Raw genomic sequence first — 20,770 nt, forward strand, 5'->3', positions numbered from 1 at the left:
CATTTTTCTTGCTTGTATAAAATTCGAAACGGCATAGGACTATTTCCTATGCCGTTTCGGATTCATTTTCTATTCACGATCTTGTCTCTGAGTTTAACTTAATGACATTGCTCTTGCGGGTCACTTTTCATTTCGAAGGCAATATGTTTCGAGAGGCTATCCGACCTTATCTTCATATTTAGATTATACGCATTTTTTTTAAAGGCAACTCTGGAACAGTGACAAAGTCAACACGTAAAGAACATCCTAATATGAAGCCAACACAAAATCAACAATAACGTCGCAAATGGCGTTCTTTTTTTGTGGTCGTTCAGCGTCCGGGGCCTCAAGCCACCTCTCAAAATGAGTGCAAAAGCCGCTGAGGCTATGGTGACGATTATAAATTCTGGAAATCCAAGCGGACAAGATATCTACGTAGAATAGAAAGGTAGCTACGGAAGGGCAGGATACCACGGCGGCTCAGCACAATCGAGGCGAAGCAACTTCTTTGGGCACAAATCGTTGCGAAGCGATTCTCTGCCCCGACTATACTTATATTCGAGAGGAGGGGATGAGATGGAGTGGTTGGATCGGATGAACAGGGCGATAGACTACATTGAGGAGAACCTAACCGGGGAGATCGAGCTTAGCGAGGCGGCCCGCATGGCCTGCTGCTCGTCGTACCAGTTCCAGCGAATGTTCTCGTTCATTACGGACGTGACGCTGGCGGAGTATATTCGGCGAAGACGGCTGACGCTTGCTGCGCTGGAGCTACAGCACGTCGGAGCAGCGAAGGTGATTGATGTCGCGCTTAAATACGGGTACGAATCTCCGGTCTCGTTCGCACGGGCTTTCCATGCACTACACGGGATCACCCCGGCTATAGCTCGTCAAGATGGGATTGCACTCAAAGCTTACCCCCGTCTGTCCTTCCTTATCACGATCAGAGGGGCAGATGCGATGAATTATCGGATCGAGACGAAGGAAAGTTTTGAAGTGTTCGGTATTGAAGGTGTATTCCGCACCGATGGGGGCGGGGAGGCACCGCAAACGCCGGCCAAGCTTTGGGAGCAGAGCCATGCGAACGGCGATGTGAAGCGACTTGAAGCGTGTACGGGCGTTTTTGCCATCGTTCGTTAGCCAGGACCTGTATTCTGTGCATGCGGTATGCAGCTACAGGAAGACCGGGCAGGACACGTTTCCTTACATGTTGTGCGCATTCAAGGAAGGAGCCAGCAACACGGAAGAGTACACCTCGGTAACTATTCCCGCGCATACATGGGCGATCTTTCCGTCGGAGCCGCATCAGTGGGATCAGTTCGGTGAGACGATCGAAACGCTTTACCGCCGATTTTATACCGAATGGCTCCCTACGGCTGGCTACGAGCAGGTGGAAGGGCTAGAGTTCGAAATGTACGGTACAAAAAATGGCCTTAACTATATCGAGCTCTGGTTCCCGGTTCATAAAGTGTAACTGGTGTGTAGGAGAAATCATGGAATGATCGAATTTTATGCATTTCGAACACATTATGGTGATAAGTGATCCTTGTTTGCAGTCTTGTTTTGTTTTGAGGATGATGGCTTCACTAATGTGAAGCTATATGCGGGGAGCTGGAGTGATTGGATTAGTTATGAGGGTAATGGGATAGCGACCGGGGAAGAGTAAGGGCTGGAAAGTGCATAGTAGAATGTGAAGATCTATACAGAGCACGGCTAAAGGGTTGCCGTTGCTCTGTATTTTTTATGCGCTCAAGTCAACACGGAGTCAACAAACGGTTGGAGAAATTGTTTACATCTTGATCTCATGGAGTATGTTTTAATACTTTGCAGTTTCTAAATATCAACTTTCCTCGAACAGAGACATGTATGAATCAACAATTGAAGATTATCTTGGGAAAATCAACGTAAAGTCAACATTTAGAGCTGAAAATAACCGTTATCTTGCACCAGCATTCACTAATGTCTCAATTAGTTGAGTGTTCTGATTCATATTAGCTAAATACAGCAATCTGTCTTTTTGCGATTGCGTTAGTGGAGACAGATCAGCCTTATACTTAACAATTATTAAATCAAGATTTTGCATATTCTCGGGGCTTGGATTCCAACTAATGACTGCATATGCAGAGATGATTAGCTGTTGTCGAACTTGAGAATCGGGCTCTGTACCAGGTGCATAGAAATGAATGCCGTTACTGACTTCATCAAGGTAAACATACTTGGTAGTATCGCTATTAATATCTACACCATGGCTGAGCAGCCAATCTAAAATTTCTGTTTTCCGATAAGAAAGAGCGGTATATGCATCTGTGGGATTTGGCTGGAATCTGTGCTCGAATAGTAAATTTGCGAGTTCGATGGACGCTTGTGTTTTGATTATTATTTTCGGCTCATTAGGATACTTAACCGTAAAATCAACACTGCTTAGCGCAAGTCCAATATAGGATTGCCAACTATCTCCAGGAGAGGGAACGTTGTTAGCGGTCATTTCACCGCTCTCCAACATTAGTTTAACAACATCGGTTCTCTTATATTGGACTGCTATTTTGAAATAGTTGCCTTTACTAGTTACTTGCAGTCCTCTATCTAATACTGCTTTTACCCAGTCTGTATTCTTTTGATAATTCATGGCATAGTTAAAAGCAGTTCCGAGGTTTGCCCCTTTCAGAAGTAAAGCCTTAAAGCTGGTTAAGTCGTCAGAAACGATCGTTTGGTAAATATCTTCATTCTTTGGTTCCGTATGCACGACGACGATCCTCGGGATGGAGAACACCGGTTACTCGCCAACTGATTATGTTTTGAACGTGAATAACATTGAAGTTAAATCGTTCGCTTAGAGGTCTGTTGAACTCTTTCTTCAAGAATGGAGTATGTACGGAAAAGCGTTCATCATCAAAGAAATAACTGATATCAACATCCAAAGCCCGACACAGGACCTCGATATTTCTCAAAGAAACATTCCTTTCTCCTCTCTCAACACCTCCGATGTAAGTTCTGTCTAGGCCGGAAAGTGTGGATAGCATGTCTTGCGACATCCCACTTCGTGTCCGAAGTTCTTTTAATCGTAGTCCAAAATCCTCAAGTATATCCAATTCAAGCATCCTTTGGTCAATTCAGTAAATTAATCTGAAAAGATTCATATCTGGAGAAGTAGACGATCAATGGTGACTTGTGGTGTCTATACGAAGTCTAATTGTTACAGCGTCGAGTTGCGCATGGATCATGCGGACGGATCCTTTCGGCATTACAGCTATTCGACCTCGGACTTGACTGAAGTCATCCGCCTGTTCCTCAATCATTGGGGCTTGCAGAAGCTCCCCGATTGGGCGGGATGGCCTATTTGCGTTTCGAAAATAATAGATTCACTTATAATTCCGTCTTTCCCAAATCCGGGAATGCTGCATTCCCGATTTCGGGAACGGAAATATCCCGCAAATTAGGGTAGCCATTACTCTGTCTGACACCATTCCTGTACAGGTAATATAAAGGATGCACTGGAGCTGTTAGTCGGCAATAATTGGAGCGGGAGGAGTATGGCGTGTTTATTATTGGGAGAAAGGCCTCTGGAATGAGGCGAGTACTATTCGGCTTTCTAGCCTTTGTAATGCTACTTACCGGCACGGCGCAATATGCGGGGGCGTCTCCCCTGGATGCTTCTTCGGCCGCAGAGGATCTGTCTTTTTATGAAACCGTGACGGATGGCGGTTTGACGGGCCCGTCGGAAGCCCAACTGGATTCGTTGGCTGCCGGAGTTCCGGTTTTGAATCCTTTGCCGGAATGGAGCCGGGAAAGCTTCGCGGAGCTGTCCGGTTATGCGGAAGCGGGCTCCGAGGTGATGATCTGGTATACGATCGATGGAGGAGAGGAACGGCAGCTCGAAACACCGGCCGTAGCGGCGGATGACGGCAGCGGTTTCGGCCGGTTCGACTTGAGCATGACCCTCGAAGCGGAGGGAGAGTATCTCTTCTACGCGGCCTCGCGGAAGTCGGGGGATTGGAGTGATCGATCCTCTCCGGCAAGCGTAAAGGTCGATTGGACGGCACCGTATGACGTGCAGGATTTGCGATGGGAGTTGCTGAGCCACAACATGGCGATCCTGAATTGGTCACGACCCGCCAGCGATACCGGCGAGCCGGTCCTGGACGTGGCGAAGTATGTTGTGTACGACGGAACGACGAACGAGGAGCTGGGGACAACGCCGGGAACCTTCATCCGAATTCCGGGTTTGACAGCGGGCAAGCGGTACGTGCTTCTAGTTACCGCGATCGATCATGCCGGGAACGAATCTTCAGGTATGATAACGGTCATCGGCGCCTCGCCGGAGGGCGAGATGAAACTGGTGGAGTTATCGAGGCATGCGAGCGAGGAAATGACGACTTCCGCGATGAGTGGAGACGGCGCCATGATTGCATATACGGATCTGTTGACGGAGAGCGCGGCCGAAAGCAGCTTGTTCGTCTTCAATACGACGAACAGGCACAGAATTCTGGCGTCCGTAACGAAGGAGCTTGCGCAGCTGGATGGTTATGTGAGCGGAATCGCGCTCAACCGTTCCGGCAAGCGGGTCGTATTCGTCTCCGACGCCAGCAACCTGCTGGCGTCGCCAAGCGAGGAAGGCGAGCATGTCTACGTCTACGATCTGGAGCATAAGACGATGAGGCTAATCTCGTCGCTGGGCGTCGCGGCTGGCCGCCCGTCCATAAGCGACGATGGCAGGTGGATCGTCTATGAAGAGGAAGGACGTCTCTACCTGTACGATTATGCCAAGGAGACGAGGAAGCTCGTCAGCGAGACGGCCGACGGTGAAGAGGAGAACGGCACGAGCAATGGCGCGGTCATCAGCGGCAATGGCGGCATGATTGCCTTCGTGTCCGATTCCTCGAACTTAAAGGGAATGGAGATATCCTCCTCGGAGCAGGCCATTTATATGTATGACACAGTGGAAGGCCGAATCGTCAAACGGTATGTGTTCAATACCGTCCACAGCGATCTGGCAATTAATCAGGATGGCAGGTATTTGGCCTACAATGACTCGTCTGAGTCGGGAGCCCCGGCGCAGCCGTACGTGCTGGATACGGCGACGGGCGATCTGGTCTATTTGAACGGAGGGCGCAGCGAAGACGAGGTGCTGGGCAAATATTACGAGAAGCTCTCCATTAGCGAAGACGGAAGATATGTGCTGGCGCTTCTCTATGATATGCACGCGGACGGTTATCTCCCGAATCGATACAGCGAACGCTTCGATATGAATCGTCCGGGACAACCCGCGGCGGTCGGTAATCCGGCGTTCAATCATTTTGCGGCGGACATGAGCGGAGCAGGCAACAAGCTGGTTTACGTGAGAAACAATGCTCTGTATACGTACTGCACGCCGAACTGCGATACGCCCGAGCCGACGGACTCGATTCATTCTGCTTCCTTGACGCTACCCGAGACGGCATGGCTGTCCGGAGAGCTGAAGCAGAATACGAGGCTGACGATTCAAGCGACGGGCAAAAAGGGTCAGCATCTGCAGGCCGTTATGCACTACTGGACGGCCGGAGCGGATAGCGAAGAACGGACGGTTGCGATCGAGCTGGAGGAAGCGGCCGAAGGGATTTATCGGGGGTATACGGATATTGGAGCTGGCATCGCGACAATCTCCTCTATTGAAGCAAAGCTTGCCGAGGGCGAAGGCTCGAAGCCGGTGGACGGCTTGCCGATCCAGGTGGCCAGCCAATTGTCCATTGGCATCGAGACGGAGCAATCCGAGTTGCTGACGGGAACGATGTTATACGCGTCCGATAGCAAGGGAGTTACCGAATCCATACCCGTCAATCCGGCGGTGACGGAATATACGCTGCCGGTTCGATCCGGCACAGGCTATAAGCTGGAGCTTCGCCACGAAGCGAGCAACGTCATTCTCGCCTCCCGTACCGGCATTGCGGCGGGCAAAGGTTTATCCGTACCCATCGTGCTGGAGCCCGCATTTTCGTCGGAGCTGGAAGTCACGCTGGAGTACGAAGGCGGCATTCCGGCGGAGCCGGCTACGGTCCGGTTCGCGAAAGCATCCGACGACAGTCTGCTGGACAGCGTTCAGACCGATGCGGGCGGCAAAGCGAAGCTGCCGGGAACGCATGAAGCGGGCGAGACGATCAAAATCAGCGTCACGCCTCCTCCGGGCTACCTCCCTGTAGAGCCTCAGGAGAAAGTGCTTCTGATCGGGGCGAATCAGGCGCGATTCCGGATAGCTTCCGGGTCATCGGCAGTTACTTCCGTTAAAGTGAATTTTGACGGCAAGGTGGATTACCACAATATGCCGATTCAAGACAGCGACGCGGTTTTGGTTGTCAAAGCCAAGCCGGGGCTGGAGCTCAAGGCCGAGCTGACGATTCATCGCTGGGAAGAGGATGAAGAGCGGGAGGCAGCGGCAGAGGTTCCGTTAACGGAGTCGGAGCCAGGCATCTATACCGGCTCCTATCGCATAACGACGGGGACTTCCTATCTGAAGGAAACGCGGATCGCCGTTAACGGTCACTTAGGCGCCGCCGCCTATCCGATCGAGACGCCCGTTGCGGGACGGGTCGCGGTCGTCTTCGATATTCCGGAAGGCGGGACATGGGGCAACACTCTGGGCGGAGGCACGCTGAACGTCTATCAGACGGAGGACGTGCGGAAGCACTACCGAAGTTTCGTGAAGACGACGGCGGGCCAGACGAAATATACGCTGAACGTCCCTTACGGTGATGTTCCGTATACGATCGCTTTCTCGCCCACGGATTATGCCGTTATGCCCGTTCAAGGATTGTCGGCAGTCATGAAGCCGGGGCGAGAAGAAACGTTGACTCTGAAGCCGAAATTCCGGTTCCAGCTGAACGGCGACGTGAAAAACGGCAAAAACGCGCGTGTTCCGATTTCCTATACGTTGTCGGACGGGAACGGCAATCTGCTGCTTCGCGGCACGGGGAACGGCGCCTACGACATGCGGCTCGAAGGATTTAAGGACGAGATCTACAAGCTGGACATCGTGTCGAAGGATCCGCTCTACGAAGGCGCCAGCATGGAGCTTGCCTTAAACGAGCTGACGATGAATACGCCGATTATTTTGGAAGAAAAGGCTTTGCAGAAGCTGGAGGGCAAAGTTTTGACCAAAGCTGGGAAGCCGGCGGCCGGGGCAAGAGTAACGGCTGCCATAAACGGCAAGGTGTTCTATGCAAACTCGGCATCGAACGGGAACTATACGCTTCAACTGCCCGAGGGGCAAGTGTTCATTCGGGCGGCCGGCAGTGAATCGATCGGCATAATGTCCCGCCTCGAAACCTTGGATATGGTCGAAGGAAGCCCGGCAACGCTGGATCTTCAGCTTCTGGATTACGCCAAAGTGCAGCTGAACATTTATACGAAGCAGTTGGGGAGCGACTGGCATGGTCCTCTTAAGCCGGATTCGGGATGGGCATGGTCCCTTATGTTCCAGCCTTCCCACTCGATTAAGAAATACGGCTCTCCCGTTTCGGTAGCGGCCGTCAAGGGAGATACGTTCCGTCTATGCGTGGACGGAAGAAGGGCCGGATTGCCCGCCCTATGCGGAGAGACCGTAATCGGGGACAACAATCAGGCGGAACTGAACTTGCGCCTGGAAGGAAAAGGGGCGCAAGCAACGGCGCAATTCGTCAAGCCGGACGGACAAGATCCGGGCAACGTCGCGCTGGAGCTGGACCGGCTGGTAGACGGCAAAGCCGTGTACGGAGCGTACACCGTGAAGAAGCAAGGCGATGAATATCTGATCGATATTCAAACGCCGGGCTCGTACCGGCTGAGGGCTTCCGGCAGCAACGGAATGTGGGCGACCGTCGATTTCGACGTCAAGGCGTCCGAACTCATTCCGCTTGGCGAAATCAGGCTGCAAGAGCGCGGAAGCTTCGGCGGCCGTGCCGGCAACAGTCTGAGCGTATCGTCCGAGCAGACGACCCAGGACGGAGGAATAACGGTGCGCGCCTTGTACGCCAACGCGGGTGCGGCGGTCTCCGATGCAAGCATCGAGCTTGATCTTCCGAAGGGGACCACGGTTATTCCGGGCTCGGTCATTGCGAACGGGCAGAATGCGGATTGGGAATGGCAGGACGGCGGGTTGAAGGTTCGAATCGGAAATATTGCAGCCAAGGGAAGCGGGAGCGTCCAGCTCGGACTTCGAGTCGATGACGACCTCGCGGAACCGACGCTGCCGCTAGCGGCCCGAATTGCATATTATACCGGCGGGCTCGTGAAGAAAGAGACGATCGGCACCGCGCTTGTACAGGTTTTTGCCGTTACCTTGAGGGTGCCGGGCGTGCTGGTCAAGCAGCAGTTCGGATTAAGCGGCTCCGCTCCCCGTGGATCGACCGTATACGTCTATGACGGGGAACGGCTGATCGGCACCGCGGAGTCGTCTCCTGCCGGATCATGGAAGCTCGACGCGGAGATCGCGGACACGGAAGCGCGGAAGCATAGGATAAGAACGGAAGCGCTGGTGAACGGCATTCGTCTGATCGGTCAGGAAGCGATCGTACTCTACGATGAGCATGACCCCGGTTTGGAGGAAATGACGATGGGCCATCCAGGCGGACGCGTGCACACGATTCGGCCGGAGAACGGGGTTGCCGTATTCCCGTTCGTATACGTGCCCGGCAACCCGTTCATCTATCATTTGAAATTCCGAAATCCCGAACGGATTCATAATGTGCAGGTATGGACGGGAGACACGGTAACCGATGCGGCGCTCCAGAACGGAGAATTCGTCGCGACGATGACCTTGACGAAGGATCCGGGTCCCGTCTATGTCACCTATAGCCAGAAGGCCGATCCGAATGAGCCGATCGCCGGCCCGCCTTCAGAGGAAGAACTGCGACATACGCTGCCCGAAGCCATGCGAAGCTTCGAAGTGGTGAACGTAACGGCGCCGGGCGAGGAGACGCCGGACGGCGAAGAACTTCCGGCCGACACGCTGACCTCTTCGGTCAAGTTTAACGAGGACATCAGCGGCAGCATACAGTTCAGCAGCATGCGGGAAGACGCGTATGTGCCTACGGACAAGGATCTCAGGGAAGAAGCGGCTACCGGCATTCCCGTGTACGGGACAACGATGAGCATTTCAAGAAGCGCGAATGGGGCCAAGGCCGTCATTACCGCCTATGTTCCGGAACGGAATCCAGGCGGCAGAACAAGTCTGTCGGGCGGCATGGCCAAGATAAAAATGGTCATCGACATGCTGAATAACGGGACGAAGGTTTTTGACTTGGAGAACACATTGGATTCCTTCATGAATCCCGGGGCTACGACTCGCATCTATGCGCTTAGGGACGAGGCGCAGAAGCTATGCGACCCTCAGGCGGCGGAATATTACACGAGAATGGCCGACGGCATCATATTTGATATTATGTTCGTCGAGTATGTTAAAAATCTGCTTAACGTCATCGGTGGAAAAACGTTCGAAGGCCCGCACGCGCTCATCTTCTGGGCCGAGTCTTATTGGGCGGGCAAGAAGCTGGACAGCATCGTGGAAGAGAGCATGAACGAGCTGGAACACTATTTGAAGAAGTATGACTGTAAAGTTAAGCCGTACCCGCAGAAGCCATTGAAGAAGCCGCCCGTTGCGAACCCGGCTTACATCTATGATCCGAGCGGGTTCGTGTACGAGGGGTTGACCGCCAACCGGTTGGAGGGAGCGACGGCTACCGTGCTACAGCTTGATTCGGCAATCGGGTCCTGGAACGCATGGAATGCGGAATGGTACGAACAGATCAATCCGCAGCAGACGGATTCCGCAGGACGCTACGGCTGGGACGTTCCGCCTGGAATGTGGAAGGTGAAGGTCGAGAAGGATGGCTATGTGACCGCGTACAGCGACGAGCTGGAGGTTCCGCCGCCGCACTTCAATGTCAACATACCGCTTGTTTCCTATAATGCCCCCGAAGTGGCGACCGTTAGAGCGCTCCCGGGCGGCACGGAAGTACAGGTCAGCTTCACGAAACCGATCTCAGTCGCTTCCATCGCGGAGGGCGTTATGAAAGTCGAAGGCCTGAATGGCGAAGCCGTAGAAGGCGCGCTTGGGCCGATCGATTTGGAGCCTGGGGTGGACGGCAGCCCGCTTGCCATGGTGATAGCCTTCCGGCCTGCCGAACCGCTGATTGCGGGAGAAACCTACAGGGTTACGATCGGAGGGAGTCTTGTCAGCTATGCGGGAATAGGGCTGGAAGCGGACACGACGCAAGATGTTCTCGTGACGGGGACGGATTATGAGGCGCCGGACGAGGTGGATACATTGATCGGGGGAATGACGAGAGATCAGGCCACCTTGATTTGGAACGACCCTCGGGACGCCGATCTGAAAGCTGTGCGCGTGCAATGGAAGACCGCGACGGAATCGGCGTATGCCGGGGAGGTCGAGGCGGCCAAGGGGCAGATGTGGGCGACGGTAACCGGCATTGATGCCTCGAAGAACTATGATTTCAAAGTAACGACGATAGACGAATACGGAAACGAATCGACGGGCGTCGCATGGCGCTGGATTGCAGACAGCGAGGCTGGAGTTGACTTATCGCCCCCTTCCGCCGTGGCGGAGCTGGCCGTTCAGTCCGCTGCCGTCGACGGCGTAAGCGTAACCTGGAAGGATCCCGCTGCTCCGGATATCGCCAAGCTGATCGTCAAATGGTGGCCTGAGGCGGATGCCTCCAAGGCGCAGTCGAAGGAAGTGCTGCCGGGCGTTCAAGCCTATACAGCCGGCTCCTTGTCGGCCAAGACCAAGTACATCTTCGAAGTGATCGGGGTCGACGCGAGCGGCAATGAATCTTTTGCCTCCAATGTCGTAGCTGAGACGCTCGCAGGCGGGGGAGGACATCCGGGCAATAACGGCGGCGGCTCAGGAGGAGGCCAGACACCTCCTGGAGAGCAGTATGACGATGCCGGAGCCTGGAAAGTGAACACGGCCGGCGGAACCTACGAAGCGTTCGAGAGACGGCTGAAGCTGTTCGTTGCTCCGGGTACGTTCGGCCGTGATACGAAGCTCGCTTACGGCATAGGCCAGGAAGACGATGCGCAGGTACCGGTAGGCTATGCCCGGTATTCTCCTTCTTACCTTCTGGAGAGCGAAGGAGGCGCGTCGTGGAAACCGATTCGAATGACGCTGGCCTATCAGGCATCTTCTGATGCAGGTGAAGACCCGCGCTCGTACGGCATTTATCGTAAAGACGCGTCCGCTCCAGGCGGATGGCGCTATGTCGGAGGTATAACGAATAGGAGCGAAGCTGCGGTCAGCACATTTATAACGCAGCCGGGCGAATATGCCGTCATGGTGTACGCGCCGAAGTTCGCGGATCTATCCGGGCATTGGAGCCGGGCGGAGGTTATGGTGCTCGTAGCCCGGCATATGGCGAGCGGCGTGTCACCCGGCCGATTCGAGCCTGATCGCGCCATTACGCGGGCGGAAGCCGTCAAGCTACTAGTCGAGTTGCTGCACAAGAGCGGGTTGGAGGTCAGAGGGCCAATCAAGTCCGATTCGGCCCAAATCCGGTTCACGGACGTTCCGGTAGACGCTTGGTATGAGTCCTATATCCGAGCAGGCCTAGATTACGGCCTAATCGAGGGATCGGGTGGCCGCATGAGGCCGCTTGACGTTATCTCCCGCGAGGAGATGACCGTACTGCTGGTGCGTCTTGCGGCTCTGCTGAACATCCCGGCGCCGTCCAATGACGAGGTGGATCAGCTTGACTCGTTCACCGACGCCGGCAACGTCTCGACCTGGGCGCGCAAATCGGTTACGATGATGCTTCAACTCGGCTGGATGAAAGGAATCTCGACAACAAAGTTTGCTCCGGACGGATCCGCGACTCGCGCTCAGACGGCGGTCGTGCTCGTTCGGATCATGCAGGACGCAGGCTTGCTGACCGAGGAAAAGTAGATTCGTAGATGAGAAGGAAAGGGAGCTGCCTCGTTATGGCAGCTCCCTTTTTTTGCGGGTGCGCCCAGCATGGGCGTCATCTCTAATCTCTGGTACTCTAATTACCCGGATGGGAGGGAAGCCGGACGGCTGGTCGAGACCCGCGCTCCATGAATAGGGTCATGCACTCCCAGCCGCGTATGATCGCGGACGAGATTTCACGGATAATCGATTGATCCGGGCACGCGAAGCAAATAAAACTTCGACTGACCAACTAACGCTCATTGTTGTCGATGCTGCGCCACTAGCTTCCTTGCTTCGTGACGCGTCATTACCTGGAGCTTGCTCAGAATGTTCGACACATTATTGGCGACGGTTTTGGCGCTGATGTGAAGGTAATCGGCGATCTGAGCATTCGTGTCTCCGTTTGCAATGCGCGCCAGAATGTCCGCTTCGCGGCGGGTCAGCTCGGCGAAGGCAGGCTCCCGCAGCAGCTCGTGCCCGCCGACCGACTGTCCTTCAGGTTCCTCGGCCGATGGCTGCGCCGACGCGGCTTGAGGAGTCTGCGAGGCGAAAAAATGCATCATCCGCTCCGCGATTCCCTTGCCGAACACGGCCCGGCTGTTGCCGACCATGCGAATGGCCTGCAGCAGCTCCTCTTCGTCCGCATCCTTCAGCACGTAGCCCTTGGCTCCTACCCGCATGGCGGTGAACACCGACTGATCATCCTGGTACATCGTAAGAATGAGCACCTCGACGGCAGGGTAGAGCTGCTTGATCCGCTCGGTCGCCTCGATGCCGTTCATGACCTGCATGCGTATATCCATCAGCATCAGATCGGGCTGCAACTCGCCGGCCAGCCTTACCGCTTCTTCCCCGTCGGCCGCTTCGCCGACTACTTCCAGGTCATCCGTCATCGCCAGCAAAGCCCGCACTCCGCCACGGAACATCGGGTGATCCTCGGCTAATATAATTCTCATCATTAAGTGCCTCCTTCTATTGTAATGGCAGCATGGCGCGTACTCTCGTGCCCCCGGAGTCAAGCCGTTCGATGACGCATTCTCCGCCGATCTCGGCGGCTCGCTCGCGCATGGACAGGAGTCCGATTCCGCCCGTCCTTCCCATCAGAACAGGGCGTGCCGTCGTCCCGACGCCGATGCCATTATCCGTTACTTCCACTCGCAGCCGCCGGTCCTCCGTTACGGCCAGCATGACCCGGCATTCCGTTGCCTTCGCATGCTTCAACACGTTAACCATCGATTCCGTTACGATCCGATAAACCGCGACCTCGACGGCCGCGCTGAGAGCGGGCAGCTCCTGCGGCGCATCGATTCGCATATTCAGCAGTTGGCCAGCCGCGCCATCCTCGCTAATCTGACCGGGTATCGACATCTCATTCATTCGGGCGCGAATGGCTCCCGCTAATCCGAGTTCGTCAAGCGCGGGCGGCCGCAAATCGTTGACGAGGGAGCGGATATCTTGGATCGCCGAACGAATGACTTGCCCGAGCTCATCCATCTTGGCGACCGCGGCCATCGGTTCCTTGTCGATGAATTTGCGGGCGACGGCTACGTTAATTGCCAGCGCCGCGAGCCGCGGCGCAAGATCGTCGTGCAAGTTGTTGCGAATCCGCCGGCGTTCTTCTTCCCGGGCGAGGACGAGCTTTTCCCGGGATTCCTGCAAATCTTCCGCGAGCCGCCTCATTCCTTGCAGCAAATCCGCATTGTTAACGATCGGTGCCGCTTGCTGCAACAGTACCTCTAGGAAAATATGGTCCTCCGAGGAGAAGGCTTCTCCCGTGGAACGGCTGGCCGCATACAGCGTACCGATCGCTCTGCCCCGGTAAATGATGGGGAAGGCATGCAACTCTAGTTCGTCTCTGCGCTCGCCTGCCTCGGCCAGCATTGTCTCCCTGCCTTCGATATTCATCGCGATGCCGCCGTAAGGCAGCTGCAGAGCGCCTTGCACCTGCCGGGCGATCGCAGCCAGCATCGCATCGGGCGCCAGCGGCTGCATCATTTGGCTGCCCAGCTCCAGAAGCACGGCGTATGGATCGTCATGACGTCCCTTCATCAGTCGGTTGACCTGCCGTTGAAGCCATTCTCGTAGAGGCGCGAATACAAGGGCGACGAGCGCCGTCGCTACGAGCGAGACGAAATAATTGCTCCATGTGACGAACAGATTGCCGAGATAAAGAACGACGCCCGTGTACAGAAGCACGATGCAGATCGTTAAAGCGCCATAGACAATCGTCCGGTTCACGAGCGGGTTAATATCCCACAGTCTTCGTCTAAGAACGGCAAGCGTCAGCGTAATGGGAAGAGCCGACAGGAAGAAGTGAAGCGCTGCGTTCAGATAGAGATAAGAGACGGCATTGCCTTTGAAGAAGTCGGGACTGAACAGTATGCTGATGATCACGAATCCGAGGAAACAGACCGCCACGCCGTAGACGACCCACTTGGTCTGCTGTCGCTGCTCAGGCGAGGAAATTCGTCTGAAGCGATAGATCTGGGCAAAGATGAGCAGGAGCGTGGTCGATACGTACCAGACGAGCTGAACGGTTAGAGGAATGCTAAATGCTCTCCATATACTCCCTTCAAAAAAAATATTGGCGATATCCACGATCGCGATGACCAGCATGGCGTACTTCGACCAAGCCGGCACGAACTTGCCGTTCGGGAACAGCAGGCAGAACAGAGAGATGGCGATCCATCCGATAGCCGCCACGCCGAAGAACCAGTAGTGCGAGAACTGCCAATCCTCCGATCCTACCGCGACCAGCGAGGGGAAAGAAGTGCCGAAGGCGATCATCGCGAGCGCGGCGAGCAGCCCCATTGGCTCTCGAGGGCTCTTCCATAGCAAGATGATGGCGGCGGAATAGAACACGCTTGTTATGGAGCAGTCTATCGCGACAAGAAGGATCGCGATCTCGATTACCGTGAGTCCGCCCGGCTCAAGGATCAAGGGGGAGACCGAGACGCCGCATCCGCTCTCGATGCATACGGTCACGAGCTTGTCGTAATAGACGGGGATGCAGCTGGCATAGATAGCAGCCGTCACGACAAAAAACAATCCGATTAGAAGTTGATAGGCTCTAATTTTTCTCATGACTCTAATTATAGCGGCGCAAGACAGTTTTGAATATGAGAAGTGAAGAGTGCAATTATGAACGTATTTCCCGTTAATCCCGAATTCGGGAACCGGAACTTCCCGGGAACGGAGGAAATTCATGCTCTGCCGTCCATCATTCCCGCGGTAGTAGGATAAAGGTATGGAAAACATGCAATCGACGAGGTGAAGAAAATGAAAGATTACAAGGTATTGAAAGGGCTAGGCATGGTCTGCCTGCTCGCCGGAATCGCGAGAATGGGCATGACACCGACCGCTCTTGTCTGGGGCACGGACAGCCCGCAAGAGTTAACATTCGGCTTCATCGCATGCATCCTGATGGCGGTCGGAACGATCGCCGGATTTCTGGCGCAATCGAAGGAGACTGGCATGCTCGGATTCCTCAGCGCGCTCGGTATGGCGATCGGCAATGCGCTGACGGCGGCTCTCGTGTTCATCGTATTTGTCAAGGATCCGGCTGCGCCGCTGCCGGAAGGTCCGGTAGTGGTGATTACGCGAATCGTAAGCATGTTCGGCCTGCTTGTGGGTACCCTGTTGTTCGCCATTATGACATTACGGGCCAAAGTATTCCCGCGCTGGGTCGCCGTCCTGTTCATCATCAATATTGTCAGCATGTTCCTGCCGGTAGCCGACAATGTGTACTTCGCTTTCTTCTGGGGACTCGCTTACGCCAGCCTGGGCTTCTGCATTTTAACCGGCAGAATGACGCCACGGTCCGTACAGGAAGAGCAAGCGTCCGCGAGCTCTAAGCAGGAAAACATTTCCTGAAACAGGCGAGGGGTTGAGCCTTTCTCACCCCGGTGAGGAACGCTCAACCTCCTCAGCTTTGAAGGCGCCATTGTATACCTCGACTGATGAACGGTTGGCCGAAACGGAAGTAAAGTTCTGAGCTTTGCCGAAAATTACGAAACGATCAAGGAGGCAATTATGAAACGTGTTTTATCCGCATTGTTATTAAGTACGTCACTGCTGGTTCAAACGGCGCTGCCTAGCGCTCACGCCTTGCCGGGCGGGCAGTCGTCGAACGCGATCTCCTACCAAGAGCAGGAGCCCAACAACACGCCGGAGGATAACCAGCGTTATTCACTCGCGGGCGGCGAAAATATCGTTTTCACGGGAGATGTGAGCGGGCGGGGCTATCTCGACGATCCGGTCGATTATTATCCTTTCCAAGTGACGAAATCAGGCTATATGAGCGTCGTGCTGCAAGAAACGGCGACGGCGAATCTGACGCAGGTGGCTATTCTGGACGATTCCGGTAATGAAATGGAAGATGACAATCCGAATCCTCTCTACGAGAAGGATGACGTGTGGCTGGAAGAAGGCAATGAATATTACCTCCGGGTGTCGGCACGCGAAGATATGGTCGGCAGCGGTTTCCATTACCGTCTTCAGGTCGGATTTCATGTCCAGCAGACTCCCATAGACGCTTACGAGCCGAATAACAACAAGGAATCGGCCGCAACTACTACGCTTGGAGCATCGCCATCCGCGAAGCTCGAAGGAGTTATCGGTTCTGCCGATGACCAGGATTGGTACCGGTTCGAGACGGCCGAGACGGGCTTCTACAATTTGAGTCTGCGTAACGTCCCCGAGGGAACGGAATATGATTTTAAATTGTTTAACTCCTACGGTGATCTTCTCTCTTCCACGGAGAACCGGCCGGGGAAAATCATGCACAACGTATATGGAAGCAGAGGCCAAACGTTCTATGTGCAGGTGTATTCTTCCGGTGGTTATGATTTGAATGATACGTATGTTTTGGAGAGGACATTCACGTCCAGCTACGACGTTTCGTCAGGAGACATCCACGAGTGGAATAACAATCTGGAGACGGCTACCGTGACCACGCTTGGCCAGTCGACATCGGACGTGGGAACGGGTACGATTCATGTGCCGGAGGACCAGGACTGGTATGCCGTTAAGCTGTCGCAAACTGGCAATTTCCAAGTCGGATTGGTGCTTGCGCCATCGCAAGAGTACCATATCGCTTTGTACGAAGCGAACGGAGATTCCCTTTATTCGACCGAATATTATGAGGAGCATGAACCGAAGCAGCTTCCGCTTCACTTTGGAGCCCAAGGCGACGTGTTCTATGTTAAAGTGTTCACGGAGGCAGGCAATGCCGCTCCCTACGAGGATTACGAATTTGAAGTAACGCTGATCGGCGGAGACATCTATGAGCCGAACAATACAAGCGACATGTACACGTCGACTACACTAGGCGATTCGAATGCCGAATATTTGTCCGCGACGCTGCACAGCGCGTCCGACGTGGATTGGTATCTGGTTTCGCCGTATACGCCGGGTTATTTTGGAATTATGATGAATCAGGCGCCGGTCGACGGCTATCAGATGGAGCTTTACGACGAGAACATGCAGTTAATCGCTGCCCAGACTACTTTTAACGGTAAATCGATGATCGAGGAAGTATTCGGGAAGAAAGGCGTCCGTTATTATTTGAAGGTGTTCTCGGCCAGCGGTGCAAGCAGCAACAGCCCTTACGAGCTTCTCATGAACGCTGATCATATCGGTCTATGGGCGAATGAAGGGGAAAGCAACGACAGCTTTGATCAAGCGAACGGGATCGCTCGGGGCGTAGATGTTTTGGGTACCATTTCCTCATCTACGGACAGGGATTACTACAGATATATATCCAGGGATGCGGGCAAGCTCCACTTCTCATTGGAAGTGCCTTCCGCATTCCATAATTACAATATTCAGGTTTTCGATGAGTCCAAAAAGCTGGTCGCGGAATCCAGCATGCCGGGGAATGCCACGGATTATGCACTTGATCTGCCAGTCCTAAACAGCACGTATTATGTTATGGTGTATCCTGCATTCGGGGCGAGGACGGGTACCGATGCGACGTACCGTTTGAAGGCTATGAGCCATGCGACCCCAGTTGACACGAATGAACCTAATGATACGACCGAGAAGGCGACGGGACTCAAAGTCGCATCCTATGCCCAGAACCTGAAAGGAACGATTCATTCCGCAAACGATGTGGACTATTACAAGGTTTCGAACGAGGTTCTGCCGTACGATCTGAAGCTGGAGCTGACGGACATCCCGGAGGGAACCAATTACGATGTGAAGGTAATCGACAAAGACGGCAATACGGTCGCAAGCTCCAAAAACGCGGGGAACAAAGCCGAAAGCTTCGCGGTCGTTATTCCGAAAAATAAAACGTACTACATCGGAGTGTACGCCGCGGACGGCAAATTCGATATGAATGCTTCCTATAAACTTACGTTTAAAAATAACGGCAGCGTTCCGATTATTATCGTTCCGGGGTTTGGAGGCACCGCATTGTATGGAAATGATCCTACGACGGGTCTGCCCGTTAACGCATGGATGAACTTTGCCGTAACGGCCACGGCTTCGCTTATGTACCAAGATTTGTACAATGATGCGACAGAGGCCAAGATCGGCCTTCACTATAAAGATAGGGATTACGGTTTGTGGGATATCTCCGACGTGGCGCCTGAAGATATGATGTTCGGTCAGGATATGTATTTCGCTGAAATGATCTCGGACCTGAAGACGGAAGGGTATGTTCCGGGTCGAACGCTATTCGGCCTTCCTAATAATTTCATCCGCGATAATACGGAAGCATCCGAAGCGCTGAAACAAAGAATCGATTTGGCGATCGAGAAGAGCGGCTCCAGCAAAGTCATGCTAATCTCTCACAGCAATGGCGGCCTGATCGTGAAAGAGGCGGCCATGGATTCGAATTATGCGAGCAAGGTAAGCAAATGGATAACGCTCGGAACGCCGTTCCTCGGCGCGCCGACATCTTTGAAGTCTTGGATCGACGGCTACGATCTCGACATTCCGATTCTGAGCAGCGCAGTAGGCAGAAAGCTTGCCATACATTCTCCAACGGCTCACGGGTTGATTCCTTCACCTAGCTATCATCATTTGTATGGCCCCGTGCTTCAATATTTCAAGAAGAGAAGCGAGGTCCGCAACGATCATGAAATTATTTCCATCGATAGTTATCAGAAAATGGCAGATTTTCTCTCCAACGTCAACGAAGGGCAAGTAGAACCTTACTTGAATTTCCGGGAGGACCTGATAGATCGAGCTCTTAAAAAGCACCAAACGATATACGATCTTCCGCAAACGGATATTCCGCTGTATATCATATCGGGATACGGAATGGATACGATTAGCAGCTATACGTATGTTAAATCCGTTAATGACGTCCGGGAATATGCATCCAACGGCAGTCCCGTCGTGCCTCTCTACGTGAGCGGTGACGGCACGGTTCCCGAGTTCAGCAGCAAGGGGACGTTGACCTTCCCGGTCGGGACGAAAAACACGCGGGTCTATGGAGTTACCGGCGTTAAGCATATGCCCCTTGTGACGGATCAGAGAAACCGCAAGCAAGTGAAGCAAGTTCTGGTCTACGGCAACGAAGAACCGGTAGCCGGCATCCGCCTGGAGTCCGATTACCGGAACGGCAAGCATACGAACTATTTGGCAACAACGGGCATGAAGTCCACTCTCTCGAAGGGAAGCACTTCGACCGTGTATTCAATTCCGTTAACGGAGCAAGCATCAAAGGTGACGCTTACGCTGAAGAACGGCGAAAAAACGGTTATTCGGATTAACGCGGACAAAACGTACCTCGCCGAGCAGCTAGCAAGCCATGTGACGATCAATAATCTTGGCGACGCGCTGTGGATCACGACGCCTATCGACCAAGGAACGACCGTGAGCTGGACGGGAGCAAGCTTGACCGGAACAAAAGTGTATGATCTTCAGAACAGCGCGTACAAAACGTCTTACGAGGTACGAGTGTCGGGTACGATGAGGTCGTTCACGGTTAGCAACTCCGTGGCACAGCCGAACAGACTGAAGGGCGTCTCCGTACAAGAAATGCCCGTGTTCGATACCGGTATTTCCGATCAACCAACAGAAGCATATGAATAAGGGATGACAAACCACGACAGCAAGATTAACTAGCGGGTATTTCCATTCATTCGTTGAAGTTATAAGGGTACGAATTATAGAAGGAGTTGTCCCTTGTGCTTGCGAAAAATCGATTGAGTGTCACATCCAAAATATGGTTTAGACCAGAATTCATACATTGTCCACATTGCAGCAATAAGCTGCGCCGTTCCCATACAGCGTGGAACGAATGCAGCGGATGGTTCATTCAAACCGAATGCGAATGCTACGAGATCGGAGTCGTTAGTTATGATTCTACGGATGTTGAACGCAAGTCTTGGTCATTCACTAGACATAGGCTAGTAAACACTTATCACGCATACGGTAGGTACTGATAAACAGTATCTACCGTATTTTTGTATGTGGACTTGATCTGGCAACTGGGGGAAGAGGAACAGCAACAGGTTGACCAACCAATTCAAGAGAAAGATGGAGTGCCGTCAATATAGTGGGCACAAATTTAAGGAACTACCTCGAACCTAAGACACTATATTCGTACTGAACATTTCCCATGCTCCATCTAACGATTTTAGGTGAGAACAAGTCCATGACGCTAGCTAAATACAACCAGCCCTCACTGATTGTAATATAAGTAATGTCGGTCACCCAAACTTTGATAGGGGCCAGAACTGTAAATTGTTGATTGAGGGTATTTTCATTACAGGAATCGCATGTTTGGAGTTCGTTGTCGGTTGTTGCAATATATTTCTCGCATGTAAGGGACTGAGAGTTCATCCCTTTCTTGTAGCGTTCAAGGGTCTTGGAGGACACGGAGTGGTCTTCCTCCTGCAGTGCAGCTGCGATCGAGCGACTTCC

8 protein-coding genes and 3 pseudogenes are annotated in these 20,770 nt (G+C 53.5%); 6 read left to right on the forward strand and 5 right to left on the reverse strand.

All coding sequences use genetic code 11. From position 1 onward, the window contains the following. The first annotated feature begins 555 nt into the window (after window positions 1-555). Both AC6ESP_RS26290 and AC6ESP_RS26295 read left to right on the forward strand, forming a co-directional pair. A pseudogene (locus AC6ESP_RS26290) lies at window positions 556-1,453 on the forward strand (AraC family transcriptional regulator). A gap of 105 nt (window positions 1,454-1,558) precedes the next feature. Then, window positions 1,559-1,645: pseudogene (locus AC6ESP_RS26295) on the forward strand (sulfurtransferase); the annotation flags it as partial. Window positions 1,646-1,915: 270 nt separating this feature from the next. Here the strand turns inward: AC6ESP_RS26295 and AC6ESP_RS26300 are convergent. Further along, a complete protein-coding gene (locus AC6ESP_RS26300) occupies window positions 1,916-2,722 on the reverse strand; it encodes an ankyrin repeat domain-containing protein (protein WP_497099698.1) in 807 nt (268 codons plus the stop codon). Beyond that, a complete protein-coding gene (locus AC6ESP_RS26305) occupies window positions 2,700-3,068 on the reverse strand; it encodes a helix-turn-helix domain-containing protein (RefSeq protein WP_497099699.1) in 369 nt (122 codons plus the stop codon). Before AC6ESP_RS26305 ends, AC6ESP_RS26300 begins: the two co-directional genes overlap by 23 nt. A 1,052-nt stretch (window positions 3,069-4,120) precedes the next feature. Here AC6ESP_RS26305 and AC6ESP_RS26310 point away from each other — a divergent pair. Further along, window positions 4,121-11,887 carry an S-layer homology domain-containing protein gene (locus AC6ESP_RS26310; protein ID WP_497099700.1) on the forward strand — a complete coding sequence of 2,589 codons (7,767 nt, stop codon included), beginning with the start codon at window positions 4,121-4,123 and terminating at the stop codon, window positions 11,885-11,887. A gap of 260 nt (window positions 11,888-12,147) precedes the next feature. On the opposite strand, the gene AC6ESP_RS26315 is transcribed toward AC6ESP_RS26310, so the two are convergent. Both AC6ESP_RS26315 and AC6ESP_RS26320 read right to left on the reverse strand, forming a co-directional pair. Next, a complete protein-coding gene (locus AC6ESP_RS26315) occupies window positions 12,148-12,846 on the reverse strand; it encodes a response regulator transcription factor (protein ID WP_497099701.1) in 699 nt (232 codons plus the stop codon). Between the two features lie 16 nt (window positions 12,847-12,862). Further along, a complete protein-coding gene (locus tag AC6ESP_RS26320; RefSeq protein WP_497099702.1) occupies window positions 12,863-14,974 on the reverse strand; it encodes a histidine kinase in 2,112 nt (703 codons plus the stop codon). A 195-nt stretch (window positions 14,975-15,169) separates the two neighbouring features. On the opposite strand from AC6ESP_RS26320, the gene AC6ESP_RS26325 reads away from it, so the two are divergent. The 3 genes from AC6ESP_RS26325 (at window position 15,170) to AC6ESP_RS26335 (ending at window position 20,257) form a co-directional block, all read left to right on the forward strand. Beyond that, on the forward strand, window positions 15,170-15,763 hold the full coding sequence (locus AC6ESP_RS26325) for a hypothetical protein (protein WP_497099703.1): 594 nt from the start codon (window positions 15,170-15,172) through the stop codon (window positions 15,761-15,763). A gap of 159 nt (window positions 15,764-15,922) precedes the next feature. Then, window positions 15,923-19,936, forward strand: coding sequence for a lipase/acyltransferase domain-containing protein (locus AC6ESP_RS26330; RefSeq protein WP_497099704.1), 4,014 nt, complete (start codon window positions 15,923-15,925; stop codon window positions 19,934-19,936). 117 nt (window positions 19,937-20,053) lie between these two features. Further along, window positions 20,054-20,257: a hypothetical protein gene (locus AC6ESP_RS26335; RefSeq protein WP_497099705.1), complete on the forward strand. Its 204-nt coding sequence runs from the start codon at window positions 20,054-20,056 to the stop codon at window positions 20,255-20,257. A 201-nt stretch (window positions 20,258-20,458) separates the two neighbouring features. Here the strand turns inward: AC6ESP_RS26335 and AC6ESP_RS26340 are convergent. Beyond that, window positions 20,459-20,611, reverse strand: a pseudogene (locus AC6ESP_RS26340) (DDE-type integrase/transposase/recombinase); the annotation flags it as partial. Window positions 20,612-20,770 lie beyond the last annotated feature (159 nt).

Source organism: Paenibacillus xinjiangensis (genome assembly GCF_059686975.1).